General features: G+C 69.4%; 18 protein-coding genes and 1 pseudogene. 18 read left to right on the top strand and 1 reads right to left on the bottom strand.

Annotated features, from left to right (window positions below):
• From SZ60_RS17540 to SZ60_RS12815, 4 genes and pseudogenes are all read left to right on the top strand, one after another.
• Positions 1–517: pseudogene (locus SZ60_RS17540) on the top strand (hypothetical protein); the annotation flags it as partial.
• A gap of 128 nt (positions 518–645) precedes the next feature.
• Entirely contained in the window at positions 646–894 is a 249-nt protein-coding gene (gene csrA, locus SZ60_RS12825) for a carbon storage regulator CsrA (RefSeq protein WP_043596512.1), read from the top strand.
• A gap of 359 nt (positions 895–1,253) precedes the next feature.
• Entirely contained in the window at positions 1,254–1,970 is a 717-nt protein-coding gene (locus SZ60_RS12820; protein WP_197073565.1) for an ABC transporter ATP-binding protein, read from the top strand.
• The gene (locus tag SZ60_RS12815) at positions 1,967–3,445 is read left to right on the top strand and encodes a hypothetical protein (RefSeq protein WP_043596509.1); all 1,479 of its coding nucleotides are present in this window, start codon (positions 1,967–1,969) and stop codon (positions 3,443–3,445) included. The genes SZ60_RS12820 and SZ60_RS12815 overlap by 4 nt, the downstream gene beginning before the upstream one ends.
• Here SZ60_RS12815 and SZ60_RS12810 read toward each other — a convergent pair.
• Positions 3,384–4,241, bottom strand: coding sequence for a spermidine synthase (locus SZ60_RS12810; protein WP_043596507.1), 858 nt, complete (start codon positions 4,239–4,241; stop codon positions 3,384–3,386). The two genes, SZ60_RS12815 and SZ60_RS12810, sit on opposite strands and share 62 nt — an antisense overlap.
• Before the next feature lie 320 nt (positions 4,242–4,561).
• Here SZ60_RS12810 and rpoB point away from each other — a divergent pair, with 320 nt between their 5' ends.
• The 14 genes from rpoB to SZ60_RS12740 all read left to right on the top strand — a co-directional run.
• Positions 4,562–8,053, top strand: a complete 3,492-nt coding sequence (rpoB, locus tag SZ60_RS12805; RefSeq protein ID WP_043596504.1) for a DNA-directed RNA polymerase subunit beta — start codon at positions 4,562–4,564, stop codon at positions 8,051–8,053.
• A 49-nt stretch (positions 8,054–8,102) separates the two neighbouring features.
• The gene (locus SZ60_RS12800) at positions 8,103–11,984 is read left to right on the top strand and encodes a DNA-directed RNA polymerase subunit beta' (RefSeq protein ID WP_043596503.1); all 3,882 of its coding nucleotides are present in this window, start codon (positions 8,103–8,105) and stop codon (positions 11,982–11,984) included.
• Positions 11,985–12,176: 192 nt separating this feature from the next.
• On the top strand, positions 12,177–13,352 hold the full coding sequence (locus SZ60_RS12795) for an N-acetyltransferase (protein ID WP_052505394.1): 1,176 nt from the start codon (positions 12,177–12,179) through the stop codon (positions 13,350–13,352).
• A gap of 165 nt (positions 13,353–13,517) precedes the next feature.
• Complete coding sequence (locus SZ60_RS12790) at positions 13,518–15,179, top strand: GspE/PulE family protein (protein ID WP_043596501.1); 1,662 nt, start codon at positions 13,518–13,520, stop codon at positions 15,177–15,179.
• A gap of 46 nt (positions 15,180–15,225) precedes the next feature.
• Positions 15,226–17,235 carry a type IV pilus twitching motility protein PilT gene (locus SZ60_RS17835; protein ID WP_304413406.1) on the top strand — a complete coding sequence of 670 codons (2,010 nt, stop codon included), beginning with the start codon at positions 15,226–15,228 and terminating at the stop codon, positions 17,233–17,235.
• Positions 17,235–18,467 (top strand): type II secretion system F family protein, encoded by a 1,233-nt coding sequence (locus SZ60_RS12780; protein ID WP_043596499.1) that lies wholly within the window; start codon positions 17,235–17,237, stop codon positions 18,465–18,467. The genes SZ60_RS17835 and SZ60_RS12780 overlap by 1 nt, the downstream gene beginning before the upstream one ends.
• Before the next feature lie 295 nt (positions 18,468–18,762).
• A complete protein-coding gene (locus tag SZ60_RS17875; RefSeq protein ID WP_052505393.1) occupies positions 18,763–19,218 on the top strand; it encodes a prepilin-type N-terminal cleavage/methylation domain-containing protein in 456 nt (151 codons plus the stop codon).
• A 114-nt stretch (positions 19,219–19,332) separates the two neighbouring features.
• Positions 19,333–20,748, top strand: coding sequence for a carboxypeptidase-like regulatory domain-containing protein (locus SZ60_RS12770; protein ID WP_043596497.1), 1,416 nt, complete (start codon positions 19,333–19,335; stop codon positions 20,746–20,748).
• A complete protein-coding gene (locus tag SZ60_RS17830) occupies positions 20,745–21,434 on the top strand; it encodes a type II secretion system protein J (RefSeq protein WP_043596496.1) in 690 nt (229 codons plus the stop codon). Before SZ60_RS12770 ends, SZ60_RS17830 begins: the two co-directional genes overlap by 4 nt.
• Positions 21,431–23,212: a hypothetical protein gene (locus tag SZ60_RS12760; RefSeq protein WP_043596494.1), complete on the top strand. Its 1,782-nt coding sequence runs from the start codon at positions 21,431–21,433 to the stop codon at positions 23,210–23,212. The genes SZ60_RS17830 and SZ60_RS12760 overlap by 4 nt, the downstream gene beginning before the upstream one ends.
• Complete coding sequence (locus SZ60_RS12755) at positions 23,209–24,048, top strand: A24 family peptidase (RefSeq protein WP_231567165.1); 840 nt, start codon at positions 23,209–23,211, stop codon at positions 24,046–24,048. Before SZ60_RS12760 ends, SZ60_RS12755 begins: the two co-directional genes overlap by 4 nt.
• A gap of 28 nt (positions 24,049–24,076) precedes the next feature.
• Positions 24,077–25,126: a type IV pilus assembly protein PilM gene (gene pilM / locus SZ60_RS12750; RefSeq protein ID WP_043596493.1), complete on the top strand. Its 1,050-nt coding sequence runs from the start codon at positions 24,077–24,079 to the stop codon at positions 25,124–25,126.
• Positions 25,123–25,785 carry a hypothetical protein gene (locus SZ60_RS12745; RefSeq protein ID WP_043596491.1) on the top strand — a complete coding sequence of 221 codons (663 nt, stop codon included), beginning with the start codon at positions 25,123–25,125 and terminating at the stop codon, positions 25,783–25,785. The genes pilM and SZ60_RS12745 overlap by 4 nt, the downstream gene beginning before the upstream one ends.
• Before the next feature lie 2 nt (positions 25,786–25,787).
• On the top strand, positions 25,788–26,148 hold a 361-nt coding region (locus SZ60_RS12740), incomplete at its 3' end, for a hypothetical protein (RefSeq protein ID WP_043596490.1).

The following is a 26,148-nucleotide window of genomic DNA, read 5'->3' as shown; positions in this document are numbered from 1 at the left end:
GGCCGCTCCCCGTCGGACGGCGGCGTCGCTCGCGGCCGCCGCCGACGCCCTCGCCGCGCAGGCCCGTGCCGTGGCCTCTCCGGGTGTGCCGCCCGCCCCCGACGTGTCGCGCGGGGCAGGCGACCTCGTCGTGGTCGTCGGCCGCCCCGGCGACGCCTTCCGCGTGGCCGCCCAGATGGCCTCGACGTTCGGGCTGCGTTCGGTCGACGTGTCGGACCGCCGCAGCGGCATCCTGGCCCGCGCCACCGGTGTGCACGAGAACTCGGCCGTCGTGACGGCCCTCGCCTGGGACGCCGCCGCACCCGCCGCCCTCGAGGCGATCGCCGCCGACCAGGTCTGGGTCGCGGTCGACGTCGGGCGCAAGCACGACGACACGGCCCGCTGGGTCGAGGCCGTCCGGGCGGTCGCGCCCGTGGTCGCGGCCGCGGTGGTCGGCGAGGACGACACGGCGACCCCGGGCACGGTGCACCTGCTCGGCGTGCCGGTGGGCTGGCGCGAAGGAGGCGCGGGCCGCTGAGCCGCGCCTCCTGCGATGGTCGTCCTCCCGCGGTGGTGCCTCGTGGCCGATGCCGTCCCGCGATCGCCGACCCGCGCCTCCTGCCTGTCGCCGCGACCGGAGCGCCCCGCGCTCGGTAAGCTGGCCCGATGCTGGTGCTGACACGCAAGGTCGGAGAACGCATCGTGATCGGCGACGACATCGTCATCACGGTGCTCGACTCCCGTGGCGACGGCGTGCGCATCGGCATCGACGCACCGCGCGGGGTCAAGATCCAGCGCGAAGAGGTCATCAAGGCCGTGACCGAGGCCAACGTCGAGGCGGCCAAGGCCCCCGACGACGCCGAGGCCCGCCTGCGTGCCGCCCTCGGCGCCCCCGCCCCCCGCGCCGACCAGTAGTCCCGCCGCCCGGCCCCGAGGTTCCTGGCCCGGGTCGCTCTCCGCTCGTGCCGCCGCGCGGTCCCACCCTTACGCCGCCGCGCCGCCGCACCCTCGCGCCGCCACGAAATGGACACACCGCCACCCTTTCGCGTGGCGTCGTGTCCACATCGTGGCGGGTTGCCCAAGATAACTGCAGCCCCCTCAACAGTCTGACATTGCAGATAAGAATGTTGCTACCTGCGACGCATGCATGACAGCCGCATCCGATGCCTCTCGCCAGCTGCCTCCGACTGCGTCGTCGGCGAGTCGGTCAGGTTCGTCATCCGCGACGCCTCGCTCGACCGCCTGTTCCTCCGCGGAGGCACCAGATGACGGCGGTGTCGCTGTGGGGGGTCGGCCACGACGTGGTGGACACCGAGGGTGCGCGGCGCCCCGTCCTCGAGCAGATCTCGTTCACCGTGGCGAGGGGCGAGACCGTGGCGCTCATGGGGCCCTCCGGGTCCGGCAAGTCGTCGATCCTCGGGTGCGTGGCCGGGCTACAGGACTGTTCGACGGGTCGCGTCGACGTCCTCGGTGGCGACATCCAGGCGCTCGACGCCGCAGGCCGTGCGTGGGTCCGGGCTCACCACGTCGCCCTCCTCCTCCAGGGGGACGACCTCCTGCCGGCTCTGACGGTCCGGGAGAACGTCGAACTCCTCCATCGCATCCGCGGCGAGCGGCCCCCGGCTGACGTGATCGACGACGCCCTTCGTCGCGTCGGACTCGCCGACAGGTCCGACGAACTGCCCGAGGGTCTGTCGGGTGGCGAGAGGCGCCGGGTCGCACTGGCCCGGGTCGCCGTCCAGCCGCCGCACGTCACACTGCTCGACGAACCGACCGACGGGCTCGACCCGAGATCGGTCGACGCCGTGGTCCAGATGATCCGCATCCGTGCCCGTGCCGGCGCGGCGGTCCTCGTCGTGACACACGATCCGAGGGTGGCGTCCGCTGCCGATCGCGTCGTCTTCGTCGACCGGGGCCGAGTGCGCCATGACGTGACCGGTCCGACTCCGGAAGGGCTCGAGGCCATCTTCCGTTCGGCTGGCACGGCATGACGGTCTGGCTGGCCTGGAGGTCGATCCGTGCAGACCCCCGGGCGGTCCTCGCCGCCACGATCGTCGCCTTCGTCTCGACCTCGGCCCTGACCTTCGCGCTGGGAATCGCGGTGTCATCCGAGATCATGCGGTGGGTCGAGCCCGATCCGGTGGACGCCGACGTGAGCCCGGTCGTCGTCGCCACGGCGATGGCGACGGTCGTCGTCCTGATCCGCGTGCACGCACTCGCCGTGCGCGGCGACGAGGTACAGAGCGCCTTCCTGTCGACCGCAGGGCTGGGTCCGAGGCACGTCGTTCGTCTCGCGCTCGCCCGGGCAGGGGGCTGCGCCGTCCTCGGGTCGGTGTTCGCCGCGCCACTCGCCCACGTCCTCGTCCTGGTGCTGGTCCGTCCTGCCCTCGACACCGTCGTCCCCTCGTTCGTGCTGCTGGTCGGCGGCAGCCTGTCGTGGACGTGCAGCGCTGCGTCCGTCGTGGGGCTGTCCCTGCTGTCGACGGGCTCGGCAGCCTCCAGGGCTTCGACGCGCCTCCCGGCTCGGGTCCTCCGCGGCGAGGGGGCGGATCACACGGTGGCTGCCGCCCCGCCCGCAGGTCGCATCGGCGTCGTCGCCGCGATGTGGCTCGCGTTCGTCTTGCCCGTCGCGGCCCTCGTCCTCGTCTGGGACGGACTGACGGCGGCCGTCACGTCCGGCGCGGAGTTCTTCGACCAGGCCGACGTCGCCGCGTTCTCCGAGCTCGCGTTCTTCACGCCTGCCCTTCGGTTGCTCGCGCTGCAGTCGACGGCGGGTGTCGTGTCGGTCGCCAGTGTGGTGCTCCTGTACCCGTCCTTCGTGCCCTGGTTCGTCCGCCGATGGACACGGCTGGTGCCCCCTGGCAGAGGAATCGTCTGGCGGATCACGAAGGCCCGTGCCGTCCACGGGACCGTGTCCGCCGTGTCGACTACGGTGACCGTCGGCCTCTTCGTCGGTCTCGTCATGGCGACCGGGTCCGCACTCGACCTGGCTGTCATGCTTGGAGTGTCACCCGCCGGAGCCTCGGCGCCACAGTGGCGTCAGACGGCTCTGGCCCTCGGGCCTGCATCGGCCGTGGCGCTCGCGGGTGCGGCCGCCTCCACCTTGCTCCGCGGCCCTCGCCGCGACCCCGACCGACTCCACTTGTCCGCACACGGGGCCCGACCCGCCGTCGCCCGACGGATCGCCCTGGCAGAGGGGTTGGTCGTGATCTTCACGGCCACACTGCCCGTCGGACTCGTCGTGGCGACGTCGACGGGCCTCTCGATCGCGCTCGCCGTGTCCACCGGGGTGCAGGTGATCCCCACCCTGCCCGACGTCGTCCCCGTCGTCGTCGCGACGGCCCTCGCCTCGGCCGCCGTCGTGGGCGCCACGGGGGCGGCCCGGTGGTTCGACCGGGGCGTCGTCACCGCGCCCCGAACACGCTCCGCGACGGCTCGGGCGACGGCACGGCCGTCGCGTCGGTGACGACCGGCGCCCCGGCGACGAAGTCGCGCAGCTCACGGCCGTGGACGACCTTGGCCGGCAGCGGGTCCGACGAGTAGAGCCGCGGCATGCGATCGGTCGGCAGCGGCGACGGCGAACCGATCAGCACGACGTTGCCGAAGCGACGCCCCTTGAGCGTCGCGGGGTCGGCGACCGCGACCACGTGCTCGAACACGGTCGCGAGCGTCGACGCCTGGCCGCGGGCGAAGGCCAGCCCCGCGCCGTCGGCCGAGTTGACGATCAGCATGCCGTTCGGCGACAGGAATTCCGCCGCCGCCGTGTAGAACTCGAGCGACGTCACGTGTGCGGGGATCTGCGAGCCGCCGAACACGTCGACGATCAGCAGGTCGACCGTGCCGCGCAGCCCGGCGGGCAGCTTCACCATGACCTCGCGGGCGTCGCCGTAGCGCACCCGGATCGAGGCCCCGCGGGGCAGCGGCAGCGTCTCGCGCACGAGGGCCACGAGGTCGGCCTCGAGCTCGATCACCTGCTGGCGCGAGCCCGGTCGGGTCGCCTCGACGTAGCGCGGCAGGGTCAGGGCGCCGGCGCCGAGGTGCAGCGCGGTGACCGGCCCCTCGGGCAGCAGGTCGACGGCGTGCCCGATCCGCCGGACGTACTCGAAGGCCAGGTGCGTCGGGTCGTCGAGGTCGACGTGCGACTGGGGCGTGCCGTCGACGACGAGGGTGTACGAACCGGGGCGGTGCCGGTCCTCGTCCACGCGGGCGAGACCCGCCCCGATCGAGATCTCGACGGGCGGTTCGTCGTGCTGTGCGGCCATGCCCCAAGCCTCCCATCCCGGGGACGAGGAGGCGCGCGCGGCCCCCGATCCCGTGGAATGCCTGTGCATGCGCCCGGGTTATACCGAAGCTCGGGCGAAAGGTCAACGACAGGGCTTGCCAGGCGTGTCCGGGGCGACCTAGTATGGACCTTTGCGCTCCCCGTGCGTCCTGTCGTCATATTGCGGTCGACAACGTCTCGAGACACCCACCCCCGAATATGACGGCGGGGTGGATGGTGTCCGCCGGGTAGGGCCGTTCACTCACTCACCACATACTGTCCGACAGTGATGACCCGACGGGGTCCACGGAGGTTACTTCCTTGGCTGCTGCGAACAACGCATCCACCAACTCACCCAAGAACGGTCGCAACGCATCGCGGCTCTCGTTCGCCAAGATCACCGACACGCTGACGGTCCCCGACCTGCTGGCGCTCCAGACCGAGAGCTTCGACTGGCTCGTCGGCAACGACATCTGGAAGGACCGCCTCGCCGAGGCGACCGAGCAGGGCCGCACCGACCTGGCCCTCCACTCGGGCCTGGAAGAGATCTTCGAAGAGATCTCGCCGATCGAAGACCTCGGCGAGACCATGCAGCTCTCGTTCACGGCTCCCGAGCTCGAAGAGCCCAAGTACACGATCGACGAGTGCAAAGAGCGTGGCAAGACCTACGCCGCGCCGCTCTACGTGAACGCCGAGTTCATGAACCACCTCACCGGTGAGATCAAGACCCAGACGGTCTTCATGGGTGACTTCCCGCTCATGACCGAGCGCGGCACGTTCATCATCAACGGCACCGAGCGTGTCGTCGTCTCGCAGCTCGTCCGCAGCCCGGGCGTCTACTTCGAGCGCGCCTCCGACAAGACCAGCGACAAGGACATCTACTCGGCTCGCGTCATCCCGAGCCGCGGTGCCTGGCTCGAGTTCGAGATCGACAAGCGCGACCAGGTCGGCGTCCGCATCGACCGCAAGCGCAAGCAGAGCGTGACCGTCTTCCTCAAGGCCCTCGGCCTGACGAGCGAAGAGATCATGGAGGAGTTCAAGGGCTTCGCCTCGATCGAGGCCACCCTCGAGAAGGACGCCATCCTCACCAAGGAAGAGGCGCTCAAGGACATCTACCGCAAGCTCCGTCCGGGCGAGCAGGTCGCTGCCGAGGCCGCACGTGCGCTCCTCGACAACTTCTACTTCAACCACAAGCGCTACGACCTGGCCAAGGTGGGTCGCTACAAGATCAACCGCAAGCTCGGCATCGACGCGCCCCTGGGTGACTCGGTCCTGACCGTCGACGACATCGTCGCGACGATCAAGTACCTCGTGTCGCTGCACGCCGAAGAGAAGTCGATGAACGGCACGCGCGACGGCGAGCCCGTCCAGCTGCGCCTCGACGTCGACGACATCGACCACTTCGGCAACCGTCGCATCCGCGCGGTCGGCGAGCTGATCCAGAACCAGGTCCGCACCGGTCTGTCGCGCATGGAGCGCGTCGTCCGCGAGCGCATGACCACGCAAGACATCGAGGCGATCACGCCGCAGACCCTGATCAACGTGCGTCCCGTCGTCGCCGCGATCAAGGAGTTCTTCGGCACCTCGCAGCTGTCGCAGTTCATGGACCAGAACAACCCGCTCTCGGGCCTGACGCACAAGCGTCGCCTGAGCGCGCTCGGCCCCGGCGGTCTGTCGCGTGAGCGCGCCGGCGTCGAGGTCCGCGACGTCCACCCCTCGCACTACGGCCGCATGTGCCCGATCGAGACCCCTGAAGGCCCGAACATCGGTCTGATCGGTTCGCTCGCGTCCTTCGCGCGCATCAACTCGTTCGGCTTCATCGAGACGCCGTACCGTCGCGTGGAGAAGGGCAACGTCACCACGACGATCGACTACCTCACCGCGTCGGAAGAAGACGACTACGTCGTCGCCCAGGCGAACGCCCCCCTCGACGACAAGTTCGACTTCGTCGACGACAAGGTGCTCGTCCGCAAGAAGGGCGGCGAGGTCGAGCTCGTCGACAAGGCCGAGGTCGACTACATGGACGTCTCGCCGCGCCAGATGGTGTCGGTGGCCACGTCGCTGATCCCGTTCCTCGAGCACGACGACGCGAACCGCGCCCTCATGGGTGCCAACATGCAGCGTCAGGCCGTCCCGCTCGTCCGCAGCGAGAGCCCCCTCGTCGGCACCGGCATGGAGGGCTACACCGCGATCGACGCCGGTGACGTCGTCACCGCCGACGCCGCCGGCGTGGTCTCCGAGGTGTCGGCCGACGTCGTCACCGTGCAGCTCGACGACGGTGGCACGCAGGACTACTTCCTGCGCAAGTTCGACCGCTCGAACCAGGGCGCCAGCTACAACCACCGTGTGATCGTCGACGCCGGCCAGCGCGTCGAGGTCGGCGAGGTCATCGCCGACGGTCCCGCGACCGAGAACGGCGAGCTCGCGCTCGGCAAGAACCTCCTCGTCGCGTTCATGCCGTGGGAGGGCTACAACTACGAGGACGCGATGATCCTGTCGCAGAACCTCATCAAGGACGACACGCTCTCGTCGATCCACATCGAAGAGTACGAAGTCGACGCCCGCGACACGAAGCTCGGCAAGGAAGAGATCACCCGTGATCTCCCCAACGTCAGCCCCGACCTGCTGGCCGACCTCGACGAGCGCGGCATCATCCGCATCGGTGCCGAGGTGCGCCCCGGCGACATCCTCGTCGGCAAGGTCACGCCCAAGGGCGAGACCGAGCTCAGCGCCGAAGAGCGCCTGCTGCGTGCGATCTTCAACGAGAAGAGCCGTGAGGTCCGCGACACGTCCCTGAAGGTGCCCCACGGCGAGCAGGGCACGGTCATCGGCGTCAAGGTGTTCGACTCGCAGGACGGAGACGACGAGCTCGGCTCGGGTGTCAACCAGCGCGTGGTCGTGTTCATCGCCCAGAAGCGCAAGATCACCGCGGGTGACAAGCTCGCCGGTCGTCACGGCAACAAGGGCGTCATCTCGACGATCCTCCCCGTCGAGGACATGCCCTTCCTCGCGGACGGCACCCCGGTCGACATCATCCTCAACCCGCTGGGCGTTCCCGGTCGAATGAACTTCGGCCAGGTGCTCGAGATCCACCTCGGGTGGATCGCGGCGCAGGGCTGGAACGTCGAGGGCGTCCAGGAGTGGGCGAAGAACCTGCCCGAAGAGGCGCTCAGCGCCGCTCCCGGCACGAAGGTCGCCACCCCGGTGTTCGACGGTGCCGCCGAGCGCGAGATCGAGGGTCTGCTCGACTCCACCCTGCCGACCCGCGACGGTGAGCGTCTGATCGGTTCGTCCGGCAAGGCGCGCCTGTTCGACGGTCGCTCGGGTGAGCCGTTCCCGAACCCGATCTCGGTCGGCTACATGTACATCCTGAAGCTGCACCACCTCGTCGACGACAAGATCCACGCGCGTTCGACGGGCCCGTACTCGATGATCACGCAGCAGCCGCTGGGTGGTAAGGCACAGTTCGGTGGCCAGCGCTTCGGTGAGATGGAGGTCTGGGCCCTCGAGGCCTACGGCGCCGCGTACGCGCTGCAAGAGCTCCTGACCATCAAGTCGGACGACATCCTCGGCCGCGTGAAGGTGTACGAAGCCATCGTCAAGGGCGAGAACATCCAGGAGCCCGGCATCCCCGAGAGCTTCAAGGTCCTCATCAAAGAGATGCAGTCGCTGTGCCTGAACGTCGAGGTCCTCTCGGCCGACGGCCAGACGGTCAGCCTGCGCGACACGGACGACGAGGTCTTCCGTGCCGCCGAAGAGCTCGGCATCAACATCTCCTCCCGCTTCGAATCGTCGAACGTCGACGAGATCTAAGCCCCCTTCCCACAACGACACGTCGATACATCTGACAAGGGATTAAATTTTGATCGAAGCAACAACTTTCGATGAGCTGCGGATCGGCCTCGCCACTGCCGAGAACATCCGCGCCTGGTCGCACGGTGAGGTCAAGAAGCCGGAGACCATCAACTACCGCACGCTGAAGCCCGAGAAGGACGGTCTCTTCGGAGAACAGATCTTCGGGCCCTCGCGTGACTGGGAGTGCGCGTGCGGCAAGTACAAGCGCGTCCGCTTCAAGGGCATCGTCTGCGAGCGCTGCGGCGTCGAGGTCACGAAGTCGTCCGTGCGTCGTGAGCGCATGGGCCACATCGAGCTCGCCGCCCCCGTCACGCACATCTGGTACTTCAAGGGCGTCCCCTCGCGCTTGGGCTACCTGCTCGACATGGCCCCGAAAGACCTCGAGAAGGTCATCTACTTCGCGGCCTACATGGTCATCTCGATCGACGAAGAGGGCCGTCACGCCGACATGCCCGGGCTCGAGAACGAGCTCCGCCTCGAGATCAAGCAGCTCGAGTCGCAGCGCGACACGCGCATCGCCGACCGCCTGAAGAAGCTCGAGGACGACCTGGCCGTCCTCGAGGAAGAAGGCGCGAAGAGCGACCAGAAGCGTCGTGCGAAGGACGGCGCCGAGAAAGAGATGTCGCAGACGCGCAAGTCGTTCGACGAGGACATCAACCGCCTCGAGCGCGTGTGGGAGGACTTCCGCAACCTCAAGGTCGGCGACCTCAAGCCGGAAGACGCCGTCTTCCACGAGCTGCAGGACCGCTTCGGCATCTACTTCGAGGCCCACATGGGCGCCGAGGCGATCAAGAAGCGCCTCGAGGCCTTCGACCTCACCACCGAGGCCGAGAACCTCCACCTGCAGATCTCCGAGGGCAAGGGTCAGAAGAAGATCCGCGCCATCAAGCGCCTGCGCGTCGTCAGCTCGTTCCTGGCGACCGGCAACTCGCCGGCCGCCATGGTCCTCGACGTCGTCCCGGTCATCCCGCCCGAGCTGCGCCCGATGGTGCAGCTCGACGGTGGTCGCTTCGCGACCAGCGACCTGAACGACCTCTACCGTCGCGTGATCAACCGCAACAACCGCCTCCGTCGCCTGCTCGACCTCGGTGCTCCCGAGATCATCGTGAACAACGAGAAGCGCATGCTGCAAGAGGCCGTCGACGCCCTGTTCGACAACGGTCGTCGCGGTCGTCCCGTCACCGGTACCGGCAACCGCGCCCTGAAGTCCCTGAGCGACATGCTCAAGGGAAAGCAGGGTCGCTTCCGCCAGAACCTGCTCGGCAAGCGCGTCGACTACTCCGGTCGTTCGGTCATCATCGTCGGCCCGACGCTCAAGCTGCACCAGTGCGGACTGCCCAAGCAGATGGCCCTCGAGCTGTTCAAGCCGTTCGTCATCAAGCGCCTGATCGACCTGAGCCACGCTCAGAACATCAAGTCGGCCAAGCGCATGGTCGAGCGTTCGCGCCCGCAGGTCTGGGACGTCCTCGAAGAGATCATCCGCGAGCGCCCCGTGCTGCTGAACCGTGCGCCCACGCTGCACCGTCTCGGCATCCAGGCGTTCGAGCCCCAGCTGGTCGAGGGCAAGGCCATCCAGCTGCACCCCCTCGTCTGCGCGGCGTTCAACGCCGACTTCGACGGTGACCAGATGGCCGTGCACCTGCCGCTGTCCGTCGAGGCCCAGGCCGAGGCGCGCATCCTGATGCTCGCCTCGAACAACATCCTGAAGCCGTCCGACGGCCGTCCGGTGACCCTGCCCGCACAGGACATGATCATCGGTCTGCACTACCTCACGACGGTCACCGAAGGTGCCGAGGGTGAAGGCCGTGCCTTCTCGTCGGTCGCCGAGGCGATCCTCGCGAAGGACCAGGGCTCGCTCGACCTCAACGCGATGGTCAAGATCCGCATGAACGGCGTGCACTTCGCCGAGGGCGAGGCTCCCGAGGGCTACGAGGTCGGACAGGACATCCTGCTCGAGACGACCCTCGGTCGTGCGCTCTTCAACGAGAACCTGCCGGCGGACTACCCGTTCGTCCAGCAGGTGACCGACAAGGGCATGCTCTCGACGATCGTCAACGACCTCGCCGAGCGCTACCCCAAGGTCGCCGTCGCCGCAGCCCTCGACAACATCAAGGACGCGGGCTTCTACTGGGCCTCGCGTTCGGGTGTCACGGTCGCGCTGTCCGACGTGCTCACGCCTCCGCGCAAGCCCGAGATCGTCGCGGGCTACGAGAAGCAGGCCGCGGCGGTGCAGTCCGAGTTCGACAAGGGCCTCATCTCCGACGCCGAGCGTCGTGCCGACCTGATCAAGATCTGGACGGAGGCCACGAACGAGGTCGCCGCCGAGATGCGGGCGAACTTCCCGATCGACAACACCATCAACCGCATGGTGACGTCGGGGGCCCGTGGTAACTGGCTGCAGGTGCGCAACATCGCCGGCATGCGAGGCCTGGTGAACAACCCGAAGGGTGACATCATCCCCCGCCCGATCATCTCCTCGTACCGCGAGGGTCTGTCGGTGGCCGAGTACTTCATCGCGACGCACGGTGCCCGCAAGGGTCTGGCCGACACGGCCCTCCGTACGGCCGACTCGGGGTACCTGACCCGTCGTCTGGTCGACGTGTCGCAGGACGTCATCATCCGTGAAGACGACTGCGGTACCTCGCGTGGCCTCGAGATGCCGATCGCCGCACCCGACGCCAACGGCGTCATGGTGCGCGACGCGACCGTCGAGAACACCGTGTTCGCACGGTCGCTCGCGGCAGCCGCGGTGGACGCCGGGGGCACGGTGCTGGCCGAGGCCGGCGCCGACGTCGGAGACGTCCTGATCGACGAGCTCGTGGCGGCCGGCGTCGAGACCATCAAGGTCCGCTCCGTCCTCACCTGTGAGGCCGCGGTCGGTGTCTGCGCCCAGTGCTACGGCCGCTCGCTGGCCACCGGCAACCTGGTCGACATCGGTGAGGCCGTCGGCATCATCGCGGCCCAGTCGATCGGTGAGCCCGGCACGCAGCTGACCATGCGTACCTTCCACACCGGTGGTTCGGCCTCGGCCGACGACATCACGCAGGGTCTGCCCCGCGTGACCGAGCTGTTCGAGGCGCGCACCCCCAAGGGTGCGTCCCCGATCGCCGACTCGGCCGGTCGCATCACCATCGAGGACACCGACAAGGCTCGCCGCGTCATCCTGCAGCCCGACAACGGCGACGAAGAAGTGATCTACCCGGTGCTCAAGCGTTCGACCCTCCTCGTCGAGGACGGTCAGCACGTCGAGCTCGGTGAGCAGATCATCGCCGGTGCGGTGGACCCGAAAGAGGTCCTGCGCGTCAAGGGCGTCCGCGCGGTGCAGCAGCACCTCGTGGGTGGCGTCCAGGACGTCTACCGCTCGCAGGGTGTGCCGATCCACGACAAGCACATCGAGGTCATCGTCCGTCAGATGCTCCGCAAGGTCACCGTCGTCGACCACGCCGACACCGATCTGCTGCCCGGTGAGCTCGTCGACCGGTCGAAGTACAACGAGATCAACCGTGCGGCACTGACCGAAGGCAAGCGGACCGCGTCCGCTCGCCAAGAGGTCATGGGCATCACGAAGGCCTCGCTGGCGACCGAGTCGTGGCTGTCGGCCGCGTCCTTCCAAGAGACGACCCGCGTCCTGACGCAGGCGGCCATGGAAGGCAAGAGCGACCCGCTGGTCGGTCTGAAAGAGAACGTCATCATCGGAAAGCTCATCCCCGCGGGCACCGGCCTGTCGCGTTACCGCGACGTGTCGGTCGAGGCGACGGAAGAGGCGAAGGCGGAGCGGTACCCCAACCGCGTCTTCACCGACGATGCGTCGTTCAACGAAGCCGACCTGAGCTTCGTGGACTTCGACTCGTTCTCGTCGGACGACTTCACCCCCGGCACCTACAACTGAGAACCCCGTCGGGAGGCGCGGTGAGGGTCTGACCCGCACCGCGCCTCCTGAAGGCCTCGCCTCGAAGGGCCCCGGCTCGCACATCGTGCGGACCGGGGCCCTTCGCCGTCACCGGACCGAGCGGTGATGCCGGCGGGTCGTTCCCCCGCCGGGCTGAGGCGACGGCGGGAGGAGACCCGGCAGGATGGACGGATGCCTGACGACCAGCCCGAAGAGACCGCCACCGTGACCTCCGCCGTCGGCGGCGCCGTCGGAGCACCGGCGACGGCGCCCCCGGCCGTCGTCGCCCGGGGCGAGGCCGCCGAGGGCGTCAGCGTCGGCACGGCCGACCGTCCCGTCCACGAGCGGGTGGCGGCGCCCGACGTCGTGCTGCCACCAGAATCCGTCGCGGGTGTCACCTGGCGGCCGCTCGCGCTCGACGACCTCGTGCCCCTGCACACGCTCTGTGCCCGCATCGGGGCCGTCGACCACCCCGACCGGGGCCATGCCCTCGAGGTCGTGCGTGACGACCTCACGTCGCCCGGCATCGACCTCGTGCGGGACAGCATCGTCGGGGTCGACGCCGACGGCCGCTTCGTCGCCTGGGGACTCAGCCACCTGGGCCCGACCCGGGTCAGCCTCGTGCGGGTGGGGGTCCCCGGCGGTGTCGACCCCGGCCGACGCGGCGAGGGTCTCGGTCGCCGTCTCCTCGACTGGCAACGGGCTCGGGGCGAGCAGCACCTGGCCGCCTGTGACGAGGTCCTGCCGGCCGGTCTCGTGACCGACGTCGAGGAGGACGCCCTCGCCACACGGGCGGCGTTCCGTCGGGCGGGGTTCGACGAGTCGCGGTGGTGGACCGAGCTACGGCGCGACCTGACGGAACCGATCGAGCGCGTCGCGCTCGACCCGGCCGTCCGCCTGGTCACGATGACCGACGAATGGGTCGAGGCGACGCGTCAGGCCCGTAACGACGCCTTCCGCGACCACTGGGGCAGCCAGCCGACGAGCGAGGACCGCTGGGGTCGGATGGTCGGTGCCGGCACGTTCCGCCAGGACCTCTCGCTGCTGGCGGTCGCCCGTCCCCTCGACGACCCCGAGGCCGCCGAGCAGGTCGTCGCGTTCGTGCTGAGCGACGTCGACCCCGAGGACTGGGCGGCCCTGGGGCGGCGGTGCGCCTACGTCGAGTACGTCGGCGTCCGGCGCTCCTGGCGCGGACGGCACCTCGCGCAGTCCTTGCTCGCGTCGACGCTCGAGGCACACGTCGCCGAGGGGCTGGAGGTGACCGTGCTCGACGTCGACTCCGTGAGCCCGACGGGCGCATTGGGGCTCTACGACCGGGCCGGGTTCGTCGCCGCGAGGCGCTCCGCCACGGTGGTCCGCGCCTACTGAGTCCGACCGGGGGGCGACCGGCGCACCCCTTCGAGGGGCACCCGCTCTGGGACGTGCCGGCGACGACGTCCCGGCCGTAGCGTGAGGCAAGCTCGGTCCCGACCCCGAGCGTCGACCGGCCTCGTCGTCCTACCCCCGAGGCCCTGTACTTCCGAGGAGGTACGCGTGGCTTCCATGACCGAGATCCTGATCTTGCACGGGCTGTTGCCGATCGAGCAGCTCGACGTGATCCCGCGCGGCCCGGCCGAGGAAGAGGCGTCGATCCGCGACCTCCTCTCGCGAGGCGTCGTCACCGAGATGCAGGTGGCGAGGGCCCGGGCCACGGCCGCCGACCTCGACTTCGTCGAGCTGATCGACTACCCCGTCGACCGTTCGGCCGTGACGATGGTGCCCGCGGCCGTGTGCCGACGCCACAAGGTCCTGCCGATCGGGGTGCGCGACGGTTCCTTGATCCTCGCCATGGAGGACCCGGGCGACGTCTTCGCCATCGACGACGTCCGTGCCGGCCTCCGCATGGGCGTCGACCCCGTCGTCGCCGAGAAGAACGACCTCCGCGCCGCCATCGACCGCTACCTCCGCGCCGACGACGAGCTGAACGACCTCACGTCGACCCTCGAGGAGGAGCGGGCGCACGAGACGGCGGCCGACATCACCGACGGTCCCGACGACGACGTGCCGATCGTCCGGTTCGTCAACCTGCTCGTCAGCCAGGCGATCACCGACCACGCCTCCGACATCCACATCGAGCCGTCCGAGACCGACGTGCGCATCCGCTACCGCATCGACGGGGTGCTGCACGAGATGCAGCCGGCACCGAAGGCCATCCAGAACGGCGTCATCTCGCGCCTGAAGATCATGAGCGAGATCGACATCGCCGAGCGCCGCAAGCCGCAGGACGGTCGCATGTCGGTGCGCCACGGCGGACGACAGATCGACCTGCGGGTGGCGACGCTGCCGACCGTCTGGGGCGAGAAGGTCGTGATGCGGATCCTCGACAACTCGAACACGTCGATGAGCCTGCGCGACCTCAACCTGCTCGAGCGCAACTTCGACGTCTACGCCGAGTCGTACTCGAAGCCCTACGGCATGATCCTCGTCACCGGCCCCACGGGCTCGGGCAAGTCGACGACGCTGTACACGACCCTGAACGCCGTCGCCCGTCCCGAGATCAACGTCATCACGGTCGAGGACCCGGTCGAGTACCGCATGAAGGGCATCAACCAGGTGCAGGTCAACCCCAAGGCGGGCCTGACCTTCGCGAGTGCGCTCCGCAGCATCCTGCGGTCCGACCCCGACGTCGTCCTGCTCGGTGAGATCCGCGACCACGAGACGGCGCAGATCGCGATCGAGGCGTCGTTGACCGGCCACCTCGTGCTGAGCACGCTGCACACGAACGACGCCCCGAGTGCCATCACCCGACTCACCGAGATGGGCATCGAGCCCTTCCTCGTCGGCTCGGCCATCGACTGCGTCGTCGCCCAGCGCCTCGCTCGTCGACTCTGCGACCGGTGCAAGACGCCCACGGCCTACTCGCCGCTCCAGCTGGCACACCTCAAGTTCCGCGTCGGGCCCGACGAGAACCCCACGGTGTACCAGCCGGTGGGCTGCCAGCAGTGCTCGAACACGGGCTACCGCGGTCGCATCGCGCTGCACGAGGTGATGAGCGTCTCGGAAGAGATCGAACGCCTCGCCGTCAGCCGCGCGTCCAGCGCCGAGATCGGCCGGGTCGCCCGCGAGCAGGGCATGTTGAGCCTGCGTCAGGACGGTTGGGAGAAGGCCAAGCTCGGCCTCACCAGCGTCGAAGAGATCTTGCGGGTCGTCGCATGACGCCTGCCTCCGGCGAAGCCCGGACCGACCACGAGGAGCCCCTCTCATGAGCGCTTCGATCTACGACCTCCCCGACGACGCAGCCGCCGAGGCCGCCCTCGCAGGGTGGACGCCGGGTCGTCCGGGCAACGAGGTCCGGTCAGCCACCGCGACCGCGACCGGCTCCGCGACCGCGTCGTCGACGGCTCCGGCCGACGCGTCGTCGTTCCCGTCCGCTCCCGCGTCGCCCGGTGGCGCCGCGACGGGCCCCGTCTACAGCCTCGACGGTGGCCAGGACCCGGTCATGGGCTGGACGCCCACGCGTGCCCCCTCGAGCCGTCGCGCCGCCCGGTTGGCCGAGGCCCTGGTCGACAAGGCCGCGCTCGCCGACCAGGAGGCCCTGCTCGTCCCCGACACGGGCCCCTCGCCCGTCCTGCCCCGGTCGGCCGCGGCCCCGTCGTCGGTCTCCGCGCCCTCCTCCGTGCTCACGTCGCCCGCGACCGCAGGGCCCACGGCAGCCTCCCCGGCACCGCTCAGCCCGCCGCCCGCCGGCCACGTGCTGCCGTCGACGCCGCGACCCGGCTGGGTCGACCCCCGCTTCGAGGAGCCGATCCGCGCCTCCCGGGCTCAGGCGACCCCCATGCAGGAGGCGCGGGCCGACTCCTCGACGGACCTCGCCGCCACCGCCCCCACCGTCGCGATCCCGGCGACGGCCGAGACGATGGCGACGAGCACGTCGGCCTCGCCGTTCGCCGCCGAGGGCGTCGTCTTCCCGACCGCCGCCGGCGCCCCGGCGGCCCCGTCCACGGTCGCCCCCTGGGACGCGCCCGCTCCGCAGCACGTTGCGGCCGACGCGCCGACCGCCGTCCTCACGACGGCCGAGGACGCGGCCGACTTCCACGGCATCGAGCTGCACCGCCACCCGCGCGACCACGCGCACGCCGGACTCGTCTCGGCGCTGATCCAGGTCGTGCTGCAGAACGCGTCCGACCTGCACGTCACCACCGACGCCATGCCGACGATCCGCGTCGACGGCGACCTCCGACCCGCCCTCGCCGGCGGCACCGTCTGGGACGCGGCCATCGTCCGCACGGCGCTGGAGAGCCTGCTCACGCCCGAGCAGCAGCAGCGGTTCGACGACGAGCTCGAGCTCGACTTCGCCTACTCGCTCTCGGACGAGTCGCGTTTCCGCGTGAACTTCTACCAGCAGCGCGGCTCGTTGGGGGCGGCCTTCCGGTTGATCCCCACCGAGATCAAGCAGCTCGGCGACCTGGGCGTTCCCGAGTCGGTGTCGACCTTCGCCAAGCTCCCGCGCGGTCTCGTGCTCGTCACGGGCCCCACGGGTTCGGGCAAGTCGACGACCCTCGCGGCGCTGATCGACCTCGTCAACCGCACGCGGGCCGACCACATCGTGACGGTCGAGGACCCGATCGAGTTCATGCACCAGCACAAGAAGTCGCTCGTGAACCAGCGAGAGGTCGGGCACGACACCCACAGCTTCGCGGCGGCGCTCAAGCACGTGCTGCGGCAGGACCCCGACGTCATCCTGATCGGTGAGCTCCGCGACCTCGAGACCATCTCGGTCGCGCTGACCGCCGCCGAGACCGGTCACCTCGTCTTCGCGACGCTGCACACGCAGAGCGCGGCGCAGACCATCGACCGCGTCATCGACGTGTTCCCGCCGTACCAGCAGGACCAGGTGCGCACGCAGCTCGCCTCGACGCTGCAGGGCGTCGTCTGCCAGACGCTGCTGCCCAAGGCCAGCGGCCGCGGCCGGGTCGTGGCGACCGAGATCATGATGATGACCCCCGCGATCGGCAACCTCGTGCGCGAGGGCAAGACGTACCAGATCGCCTCGTCGATGCAGGCGGGCCGTGACCTCGGCATGCACACGATGGACCAGAAGCTCGCCGACCTGGTGAACACCGGCGTCGTGACGCACAAGGCGGCGATGGAGAAGGTGCACGACCGTGAAGGGTTCGACCGCCTCGTGACGCGTGTGATCAACAAGTCCGAGAGCCAGGGCCTCGACAGCGGCATCGACTTCGGCGACTCGTTCTCTGGCGGGGCCGCCTGATGGCCGGGGCAGTCGCCTACGCCTACAAGGGGCGTGACGGGGCCGGCAAGGTCGTCAAGGGCAAGGTCGACGCGTCGAGCGAGGGCGCGGTCATCACGCGCCTCCGAACGATGGGCGTGCAGCCGATCTCGATCAGCGAGGCGGGTGCCGGCACCGGCCTGCAGCGCGAGGTGTCGATCCCCGGGCTCGGCGACCGTGCGGTCAAGATGAAGGACATCGCGGTCATGTCGCGCCAGATGGCGACCATGATCGGTTCGGGGCTGTCGCTGCTGCGCACCCTGACGATCCTCGCCGACCAGGTCGACAACAAGCGGCTGGCCAAGATCATGGCCGAGGTGCGCGACGACGTCGAGACCGGCGTCTCGTTCTCGGACGCGGTCGGCAAGCACGACAAGGACTTCCCGCCGCTGATGATCAACATGATCAAGGCGGGCGAGACCGGCGGGTTCCTCGACAAGGCGCTCGAGTCGACGGCCGAGAACTTCGAGAAGGAGGTGGCGCTGCGGTCGACGATCAAGTCGGCCATGACCTACCCCGTCGTCGTGCTCGTGATGTCGCTCGTCGCGGTCGTCATCATGCTGCTGTTCATCGTCCCGATCTTCCAGGACATGTTCACCAACCTCGGCGGCCAGCTGCCGTTGCCGACGATGATGCTCGTCTACGCGTCGCGGGCGATGCCGTACGTCGTGCCGGCCGGCATCGTCGTGGGCATCGCGTTCTCGATCTGGTGGCGGACGAACAAGAACTCGGTCAAGGTGCGGGCGTTCCTCGACCCGCTGAAGCTCAAGCTGCCGGTCTTCGGCGCGCTGTTCCGGAAGATCGCGATCGCGCGGTTCAGCCGCAACTTCTCGAACATGATCGGCGCCGGCGTGCCCATCCTCACGGCACTGCGCATCGTGGGCGAGGTGTCGGGCAACTACGTCCTCGAGGAGGCGCTGGTCAAGGTGGCCGAATCGGTGCGGCAGGGCGAGTCCATCGCCGGCCCGCTGACCGACTCGGGCGTGTTCCCGTCGATGGTCACGCAGATGATCTCGGTCGGCGAGGACTCGGGTTCGCTGCAGACGATGCTCGAGAAGGTCGCGGACTTCTACGACCAAGAGGTGAAGTCGACGACCGAGTCGCTGACGGCCCTGATCGAGCCCCTGCTGATCGCCTTCCTCGGCGTCGTCGTCGGCGGCATGATCGTGGCGCTGTACCTGCCCATCTTCCAGATCACCTCGCTGATCAAGTAACGCGTCAGGCACCCCCGCAGGAGGCGCGGGCCGGCTCACGAGGCCGGCTCGCGCCTCCTTCTCGTGCCGGGCGTCTCGCGACCGGGCGGTCTACCCCGCAAACGGGTGCTGACCTGCGCTTTCGGCCTTTCGGGGGATACCCGAACTGGGGCCGTGTCGCGGGCCAAAACCCCCCTTCCAAGGGATTCTGGGGCACTTTCCCAGGTGGCACCATCGATCCCGGCGGGAGCTCAGTGACCGCCTCACCCCCCTCACCGGGCATCACTCCCGCACCCGACCGAACAGGACCAGCGACATGTACTTCACCCTCATGGGCAAGCTCAGCGCCCGCCGCCAGAACCTCTCCGACGACAAGGACAAGGGCTTCACCCTGATCGAGCTCCTCGTCGTCGTCATCATCATCGGCATCCTCGCCGCGATCGCCATCCCGGTGTACCTCGGCGTGCAGAACAACGCCAAGGACTCGGCCGTGAAGAGCGACCTCTCGAACATCAAGACGGCCATCGTCGCGAGCTACACGAACGACAACACGGCGACGACAGCACCGGCTCTGACGTCCGCCAATCTCGGAAAGTACGGCTACACCGCGAGCGCCGACTACTCCGGCTCGGCAAGTGCCCCCGCATATGCCACCAACTCGACCTCGAGCAACTTCTGCGTGAACGCCAAGGGCACGACGGGCAACACTTTCCGCATCTCGACGAACACCGGTGTGCAGGACGGCGCCTGCGGAGCAGCCACCACCTGGTGACCCTGACGTCCGCTGGTGCCCTCACCCGGCGCCAGCGGACGTCCCCAACCTTCTCGTGTCGTTCCGGCGACCACGAGCCGCCACGCCCTCGACCCGACCGGGAGGTGAACCACCATGTTCCAGCGACTCAGCGCCCGTCTCCGTCCCCTCGACCCCGAGGCCCGGGAGGCCGGCCTGTCGATCGTCGAGGTGGTCGTCGCCCTCCTGGTCTTCGCGATCATCACCGTCGGCTCCATCGTCGCCGTCGGCACCACGCTGACGATGTCGAGCGACAACCGCAGCCGTGAGGTCGCCACCAACCTCGCCGCCCAGGCCGTCGACGTCGCCCGCTCCGTGACCGACGTCGTGGCGGTGGCCTCGGGCACGACGACGACCGTCGTCAACGGCACCACGTTCACCGTGGCCCAGACCGCCGCCTGGATCACCACCACCGGCGTGGACGCGACCTGCACCCCGGCCGCGTCGTCGGGCAACGGTTCGCTGTTCTACAAGCGCCTCCAGGTCGCGGTCACCTGGTCGGGCATGCGCAAGACGACCTCTCCCGTGCGCAGCGACACGATCCTCGCCCCCAACAGCCGCCTGAACGACCAGGACACCGGCACGATCGTCATCGGCGTCAAGGACACCAAAGGCGGCCCGGTCTCGGGTGTCGTCGTCACGGTCGAGCCCGACGCCGGCTCGAACACGCCCGGCAAGGCGCTGACCTCGGCCTCGAAGCCGGGTGTGACCAACGCCGACGGATGCGCGGTCGCCATCAAGGTGCTGCCGGGCTCCTACAAGGTGACCGTCTCGCGCGCCGACGCCGCGCCCTATCGCGACTCCCGGCAGCAGCCCGCGCCGGTCAAGACGGGTACCTCCGTCGTCAAGGGCGACACCGCGGGTGTGTCGTTCACCTACGACCTCGGCGACGACTTCGAGCTCGGCTATGCCTCGAACTACGCCGGCGGCACCGTGCTGCTGCCGAACGACCTCAAGACCACCGTCCTCGGCGGGCCCGAAGCGTACGTGCTCAACGGCCCGGTGAGCGACGCCTACCTCTACCCTCTGACGACCGGCTACCAGCTGATCGCCGGCACCTACCTGCCCGCCGGCACGGACGGCGGCAGCTGCCTCTCGCCCGATCCGGCCTCGTGGCCGGCCAACGCCGCCGGCAAGACGGCCGCACGCCAGCCCTTCGTCGCCGCGTCGGAGAAGACCGCGACCTACCCGCTGCCGATGGGCGTGACGACCGTGAAGCTCGCCGCAGGCAGCGACACCGTCATCCAGGCCAAGTCCACGACCGCCTTGAACGGCGACCCGGGCTGCGCCGCCACCCAGACCTACACCTTCACGGTCAAGAACAAGACTCCGGCGAACGAGGTCACGATCGCCCTGCCCTACGGCACGTGGTCGCTCTCGTCCGGGAGGGACTCGTCCTCGTTGCGTGGACTCACCATCAGCGGGTTATTCGGCAGCGTCATCGGCGCCATCTTCGGTGGCAGCGGTGGCACGGCGAACGTCGTCACGCTCGACCCGAGGCCCGCCAAGTGACCGCGCTGCGGCGACTGCTCGCCCGGGCCCGCCGAGACGAGGGCGTCAGCCTGGCCGAGCTGCTGGTGGCCATCATGGTCTTCGGCATCGTCCTGGCCGTCGTCTCGACCACCTTCGTCTCGCTGACGAAGGCCACGGCCCAGGCCCGGTTCATCGACGTCAACACCCGCGTCGCCTCGAACGGGCTGAACGACCTCAGCCGGACCATCCGGGCCGCTCGGACGATCGCCCAGCCCGGGGGCACCGAGGCGTCGGCGTTCACGCTCGCGACGACCGAGAGCCTGACCCTCACGACGGCCGTCAACACCGCCGACTCCCTGACGACCGTGCCGCGTCGCGTGACCTACCGCCTCGAGGCCGACCGCACCCTCAGCTCGTCCACCGTCGTGGCCACGCCCCTCCAGACCGACTTCTGGCAGTTCACCTCGCCGGCGACCAAGCGCGCCCTCGGCGGCACCGTCGTCACGGCCGCGAGCAGCGGTTCGCCACTGTTCACCTACCTCGACTTCACGGGCAAGACGCTGACCCCCGACGCCTCGGGTGCGCTCACGGCGTCGCAGCTGCCCTCCATCGCCGCGGTGACCATCTCGCTGACCATCGACCGGACCAGCTCGATGTCGAGCCAGGCGGTCACCCTGCAGAACACCGTCTCGCTGTCCAACCTCGCCGGAGGGGCGACCACATGACCTCCTTGCGCACCCGTCTCGGGCTGGCCGGCCCGTCCCCCGAGAGCGGCATGGCCATGGCCATCACCCTCATCTTCGGCATGGTGCTCGTCATCATGGCGGCCACCGCCCTGACCGTGGCCACGAGCGGGCTCAAGAAGGCCGACGGCGACCAGGACTTCAACGGTGCCCTCGCCGCGGCCTACGCCGGCGTCGAGGAGTACCAGTCTCGCCTCGCCAACGACAACAGCTACCAGCAGTACGGCGACTCCGACGCCCCGTTCAGCAAGGCGACCGCCAGCAAGCTGACCCTGCCGTCCGGCACTCAGACCAACAAGGCGTTCGGGTCGGGTCCCTCCGGCTCGTGGGCCTCGGTGCCGGGCAGCGCCGACCTCGCGCAGTTCCGCTACGAGGTCGACAACTCGAAGTACGTCGGGTCGGGCGCCCTGCGCATCCGCTCGACGGGCAAGGTCGGTTCGGCCACGCGATCGGTCATCGCCGACCTGCGCCAGAAGGGCTTCATCGACTACCTGTACTTCACCGACATCGAGTCCCAGGACCCCACGCTCACCCGCAGCACGAACGCGGACTGCACCAAGCACGCCTGGGAGGGACGCACCCAGGGGGACGACTGCGGTGAGATCGCGTTCAGCGGTGGCGACACCATCTACGGTCCGGCACACTCCAACGACACGATGCGCGTCTGCTCGGCGACCTTCAAGGAGGTCGTGACCACGGCCGACCCGACCGCCGGCCGCACGTACGCCAAGGTCGACTCGAACAACAGCGCGTGCTCGGGTCAGACCTTCGACAAGGGCGTCCCCGGCCAGGTGGCGACCGTGCAGATGCCCGACACCAACAACGACAAGGTGCGCGAGACCCGAACCGACATCCCCTCCGAGGTCCCGCGCCCCGGCTGCCTCTACACCGGGCCGACCGACATCGTCTTCACCGCCGACGGCAAGATGACCGTCAAGTCGCCGTACTCGAAGATGACGCAGCTCGCGAACGCCGAGGCCACCGAGGGCAGCGCACCGGCCGAGTGCGGCCTGCCGGGCACCGGGAAGGGCCAGCTCGGCTCGGCCGCCGGCGCGACCATCACCGTGCCCGTGAACAACCTGGTCTACGTCCAGGACATCCCCGTGCCCGCGTCGGGCAAGGGCAAGTCCAACGTCAACGCGTGGGCCTCCACGGGCGACCTCACCGAGACCTCGTGCTCCAACAACCACGTCGGCTACCCCCTGGCCGGCGAGTCCGTGCCGACGGCGACCACGGCCGGTGGTCCGGGCTCCGGGGCCTGCGCCTACGGCGCCCGCAGCGGAGACGCCTTCGTCAAGGGCACCTTCCAGGGGCAGCTGACCATCGCGGCCAAGAACTACCTCTACGTCACGGGCGACCTCACCTACGCGTCCACGAACGCGAGCACGAACATCCTCGGCCTGGCCTCCGACGGCGTGACCTGGGTGCACAACCCGGTCAACGCGTTCGGCGGGTCGATGCTCGGCGACCGTGACCGCGAGATCGACGCGGCGATCATCTCGGTCCAGCACTCGTTCCTCGTGCAGAACTACGGGCGCGGTGGCGACCGGGGCACGCTGACCATCAAGGGGTCGATCTCGCAGGCGTACCGCGGCGTCGTCCGCAGCGGCTCCAATGGGTACATCAAGGCCTACGCCTACGACACGCGCCTGCGCTACCTCGCGCCGCCGAAGTTCCTCAGCCCGGTGACGACCTCGTACGGCGTCACCACGCAGACCGAGGTCAAGGCCGCCTTCACGTCGACCGGGGCCGCCTCGTGATCGCGGCTCCGTGGATCACCGCCGTCCTCGTGGCGGGTGGCTTCGGACTGCTCATCGGATCGTTCCTCAACGTCGTGGTGTACCGCGTTCCCGCGGGCATCTCGATCGCGCGACCCGCGAGCGCCTGCCCGAGCTGCTCGACGCCGATCCGCCGCCGTGACAACGTCCCCGTGGTCAGCTGGCTCGCCCTCGGCGGGAAGTGCCGCGACTGTCGCACCTCCATCTCGGCCCGGTACCCGATCGTCGAACTGGCCACCGGCCTGTTCTTCGTGCTCGTCGCCGCCCGTCTGTGGCCGCTCGTCGGCGTGCCGACCGAGGCGCTGCCGCTCGTGGCGCGCCTCCTGTCCCTCGTCGCCTTCCTCTGGCTGGCCGGCGTGAGCGTCGCGCTCGCCGTGATCGACCTCGAACACCACCGGCTGCCGGACGCGATCGTCCTGCCGTCCTACGCGGTCGGGGGCGTCCTCCTGGCCGCCTCGAGCATCCTCGTCGGGGACTGGGCGGCGCTCGTCCGCGCCGCCATCGGCCTGGCCTCCCTCTTCGCCTTCTACCTCATCGCCGCGCTGTCGTACCCGGGCGGCATGGGCTTCGGCGACGTCAAGCTCGCCGGCGTGCTCGGCCTGTACCTCGCCTGGCTCGGCTGGGGCGACTTCGCCGTGGGAGCCTTCGCGGCGTTCCTGCTCGGCGGCCTGTACGCCGTCGTCCTCCTGGTCACCCGACGCGTCGAACGCACCGGTGGCATCCCTTTCGGCCCCTGGATGCTCGCGGGCGCCTGGGTCGGCGTCTTCGCCGGCGGCACCGTCGCCACGGCGTACCTCACCCTCCTCGGCCTGGCATGACCCGGCGAGCTGACAGAGAGCAGAACTGATGGGCAAGAACATCGTGGGCATCGACATCGGCAGCCGCTTCGTGCGGGCGGTCGAGGTCGCCGACGTCGACAAGGCCAAGCCGACCATCGTCCGGTTCAGCGAGGTGTCCCTGCCCGACGGTGCGGCGAGCCGCGGAGAGGTGATCGAGTCGCAGACCATGGCCGGCACGCTCAAGCAGCTGTGGTCGGCCGGGGGGTTCAAGAGCAAGCGCGTCGTGCTGGGCATGGGCAACCAGCGGGTGCTCGCTCGCGACATGACCGTGCCCAAGGCGTCGCACAAGCGCATCCGCGAGATGCTGCCGTTCCAGGTGCAGGACATGCTGCCCGTCCCGGTCGCCGACGCCCTCCTCGACTTCTACCCCTACGCCGAGGGGCTCGGCGAGAACGGTCCCGTCGTCCACGGGCTGCTGATCGCGGCGGTCAAGGACGCCGTGCTCGGCAACGTCCAGGCGAGCAAGCTCGCCGGCCTGACCACGCTGGGGGTCGACCTGATCCCGTTCTCGAACACGCGCCTCCTCGTCACCCGTCCGCGCATCGCGGGCACGGTGGCGCTCGTCGAGATCGGGCACAGCACGACCTCGGTCATCATGATCGCCGACGGCGTCCCCCAGTTCGTCCGCATCATCCCCTCGGGCGGAGACGACGTCACCCAAGCCGTCGCGACGAAGCTCGAGGTCTCGGCCCAGGTCGCCGAGGGCATCAAGTTCGGCCGCGGTCTCGCCACGACCGTGACGACTCCCGACGAACAGGCCGCGTCGGCCGCGATCTTCGAATCCGTGAACGAGTTGCTCGGCAGCCTGCGCAACACGATCCAGTACTACGTCAACACCCGCCCGACCGAGACCGTCGCGGGCATCATGATCGCCGGCGGGGGAGCTGCCCTGCCCGGCCTGCCCGAGGCGCTCAGCGAGGTCACCCGCCTGCCGGTCGCCCTCGCCGACCCGTTCGCGACGGTGGGCTTCGCGAAGAACCTCGACGAGGCCGCCCTGCGGTCTCGGTCGACCGACCTGACCGTGGCCCTCGGCCTGGCCCTGGGGAGCGCAGCATGAGAACCCGCGGAAAAGACACCGGCATCACCGTAGGAGGCGCGCCCCGCGTCGACCTGCTGCCCCCGGAGGTCCGCGCCGAGCGTCGCGCCGCGGCCCTGACCCGTCGGGTCTGGGCCGGCGTCGTCGTGGTCGCCGTCGTCGTCGGAATCGGATCGGGTGCGGCGTTCCTCCAACGCATGCAGGCCGAGGACGGACTGATGACCGCCCAGGGCGAGACCCAGTCGCTGCTCATGTCGCAGACGAAGTACGCGGACCTGAAGACCACGCAGGGAAAGCTCGACCTGGTCGAGGCCGCCCAGAAGGTCGGAGGTTCGACCGACATCGACTGGCCGACCTACCTCGAGAAGGTGCAGGGCACACTGCCCGTCGGCGTGACCATCGTCAGCGTCTCGCTCGACCAGGCCTCGCCACTCGTCCAGTACACGCAGCCCACGGCGCCCCTGCAGGGTTCGCGTGTCGCGACCCTCACGTTCCAGGCGTCGAGTCCGACCCTGCCGTCCGTGCCCGACTGGTTGAACGGGCTCGCGACCCTCCCCGGCTTCGCCGACGCCCAGCCGGGCTCGGTGACCCTCGAGGAAGGCGTCTACAGAGCGGACATCACGATGCACATCACGGCGGACGCCTTCTCGGGCCGCTTCGACCAGAAGGCCGGCGAGTGACCATGGACCGCAACCGGATGATGCTGATCGCCGCCGCCCTGACCGGCGTCGTGGTGATCGCCCTCGGATTCCTCGTGGGGGTGCAGCCGCAACTCGCCGCCGCCTCGTTCGCCGAGTCGCAACAACAGAGCGTCGAGACGCAGAACGAGACCCTGCGCGAGAGCCTCGCGACCCTCGAGGCCGACAACGCCGCCCTCCCCGACCTGAAGTCCGAGTTGGCGACGCTCGACACGTCCGTGCCGTCCCAAGCCGCCCTGTCGTCGTTCCTGACCGAACTGGACCAGCTGGCCGGGGCCTCGGGCACGACCGTCACGGGGTTCACCTCGTCCGATGCGACGGCCTACGAGCCCACGACCACGGACG

The sequence above is a fragment of the Frigoribacterium sp. MEB024 genome, assembly GCF_000878135.1.
Taxonomy (GTDB): Bacteria; Actinomycetota; Actinomycetes; order Actinomycetales; family Microbacteriaceae; genus Frigoribacterium.
The sequence above is the reverse complement of the archived record's forward strand: the minus strand, read 5'-3'. Positions and strand labels throughout refer to the sequence as shown.

Coding starts and splice junctions, on each gene's coding strand:
- csrA (WP_043596512.1), top strand. CDS start 646: ATGCTGGTGCTGACACGCAAGGTCGGAGAACGCATCGTGATCGGCGAC.
- SZ60_RS12815 (WP_043596509.1), top strand. CDS start 1,967: ATGACGGTCTGGCTGGCCTGGAGGTCGATCCGTGCAGACCCCCGGGCG.
- SZ60_RS12810 (WP_043596507.1), bottom strand. CDS start 4,241: ATGGCCGCACAGCACGACGAACCGCCCGTCGAGATCTCGATCGGGGCG.
- SZ60_RS12795 (WP_052505394.1), top strand. CDS start 12,177: ATGCCTGACGACCAGCCCGAAGAGACCGCCACCGTGACCTCCGCCGTC.
- SZ60_RS17835 (WP_304413406.1), top strand. CDS start 15,226: ATGAGCGCTTCGATCTACGACCTCCCCGACGACGCAGCCGCCGAGGCC.
- SZ60_RS12780 (WP_043596499.1), top strand. CDS start 17,235: ATGGCCGGGGCAGTCGCCTACGCCTACAAGGGGCGTGACGGGGCCGGC.
- SZ60_RS17875 (WP_052505393.1), top strand. CDS start 18,763: ATGTACTTCACCCTCATGGGCAAGCTCAGCGCCCGCCGCCAGAACCTC.
- SZ60_RS12770 (WP_043596497.1), top strand. CDS start 19,333: ATGTTCCAGCGACTCAGCGCCCGTCTCCGTCCCCTCGACCCCGAGGCC.
- SZ60_RS12760 (WP_043596494.1), top strand. CDS start 21,431: ATGACCTCCTTGCGCACCCGTCTCGGGCTGGCCGGCCCGTCCCCCGAG.
- pilM (WP_043596493.1), top strand. CDS start 24,077: ATGGGCAAGAACATCGTGGGCATCGACATCGGCAGCCGCTTCGTGCGG.
- SZ60_RS12745 (WP_043596491.1), top strand. CDS start 25,123: ATGAGAACCCGCGGAAAAGACACCGGCATCACCGTAGGAGGCGCGCCC.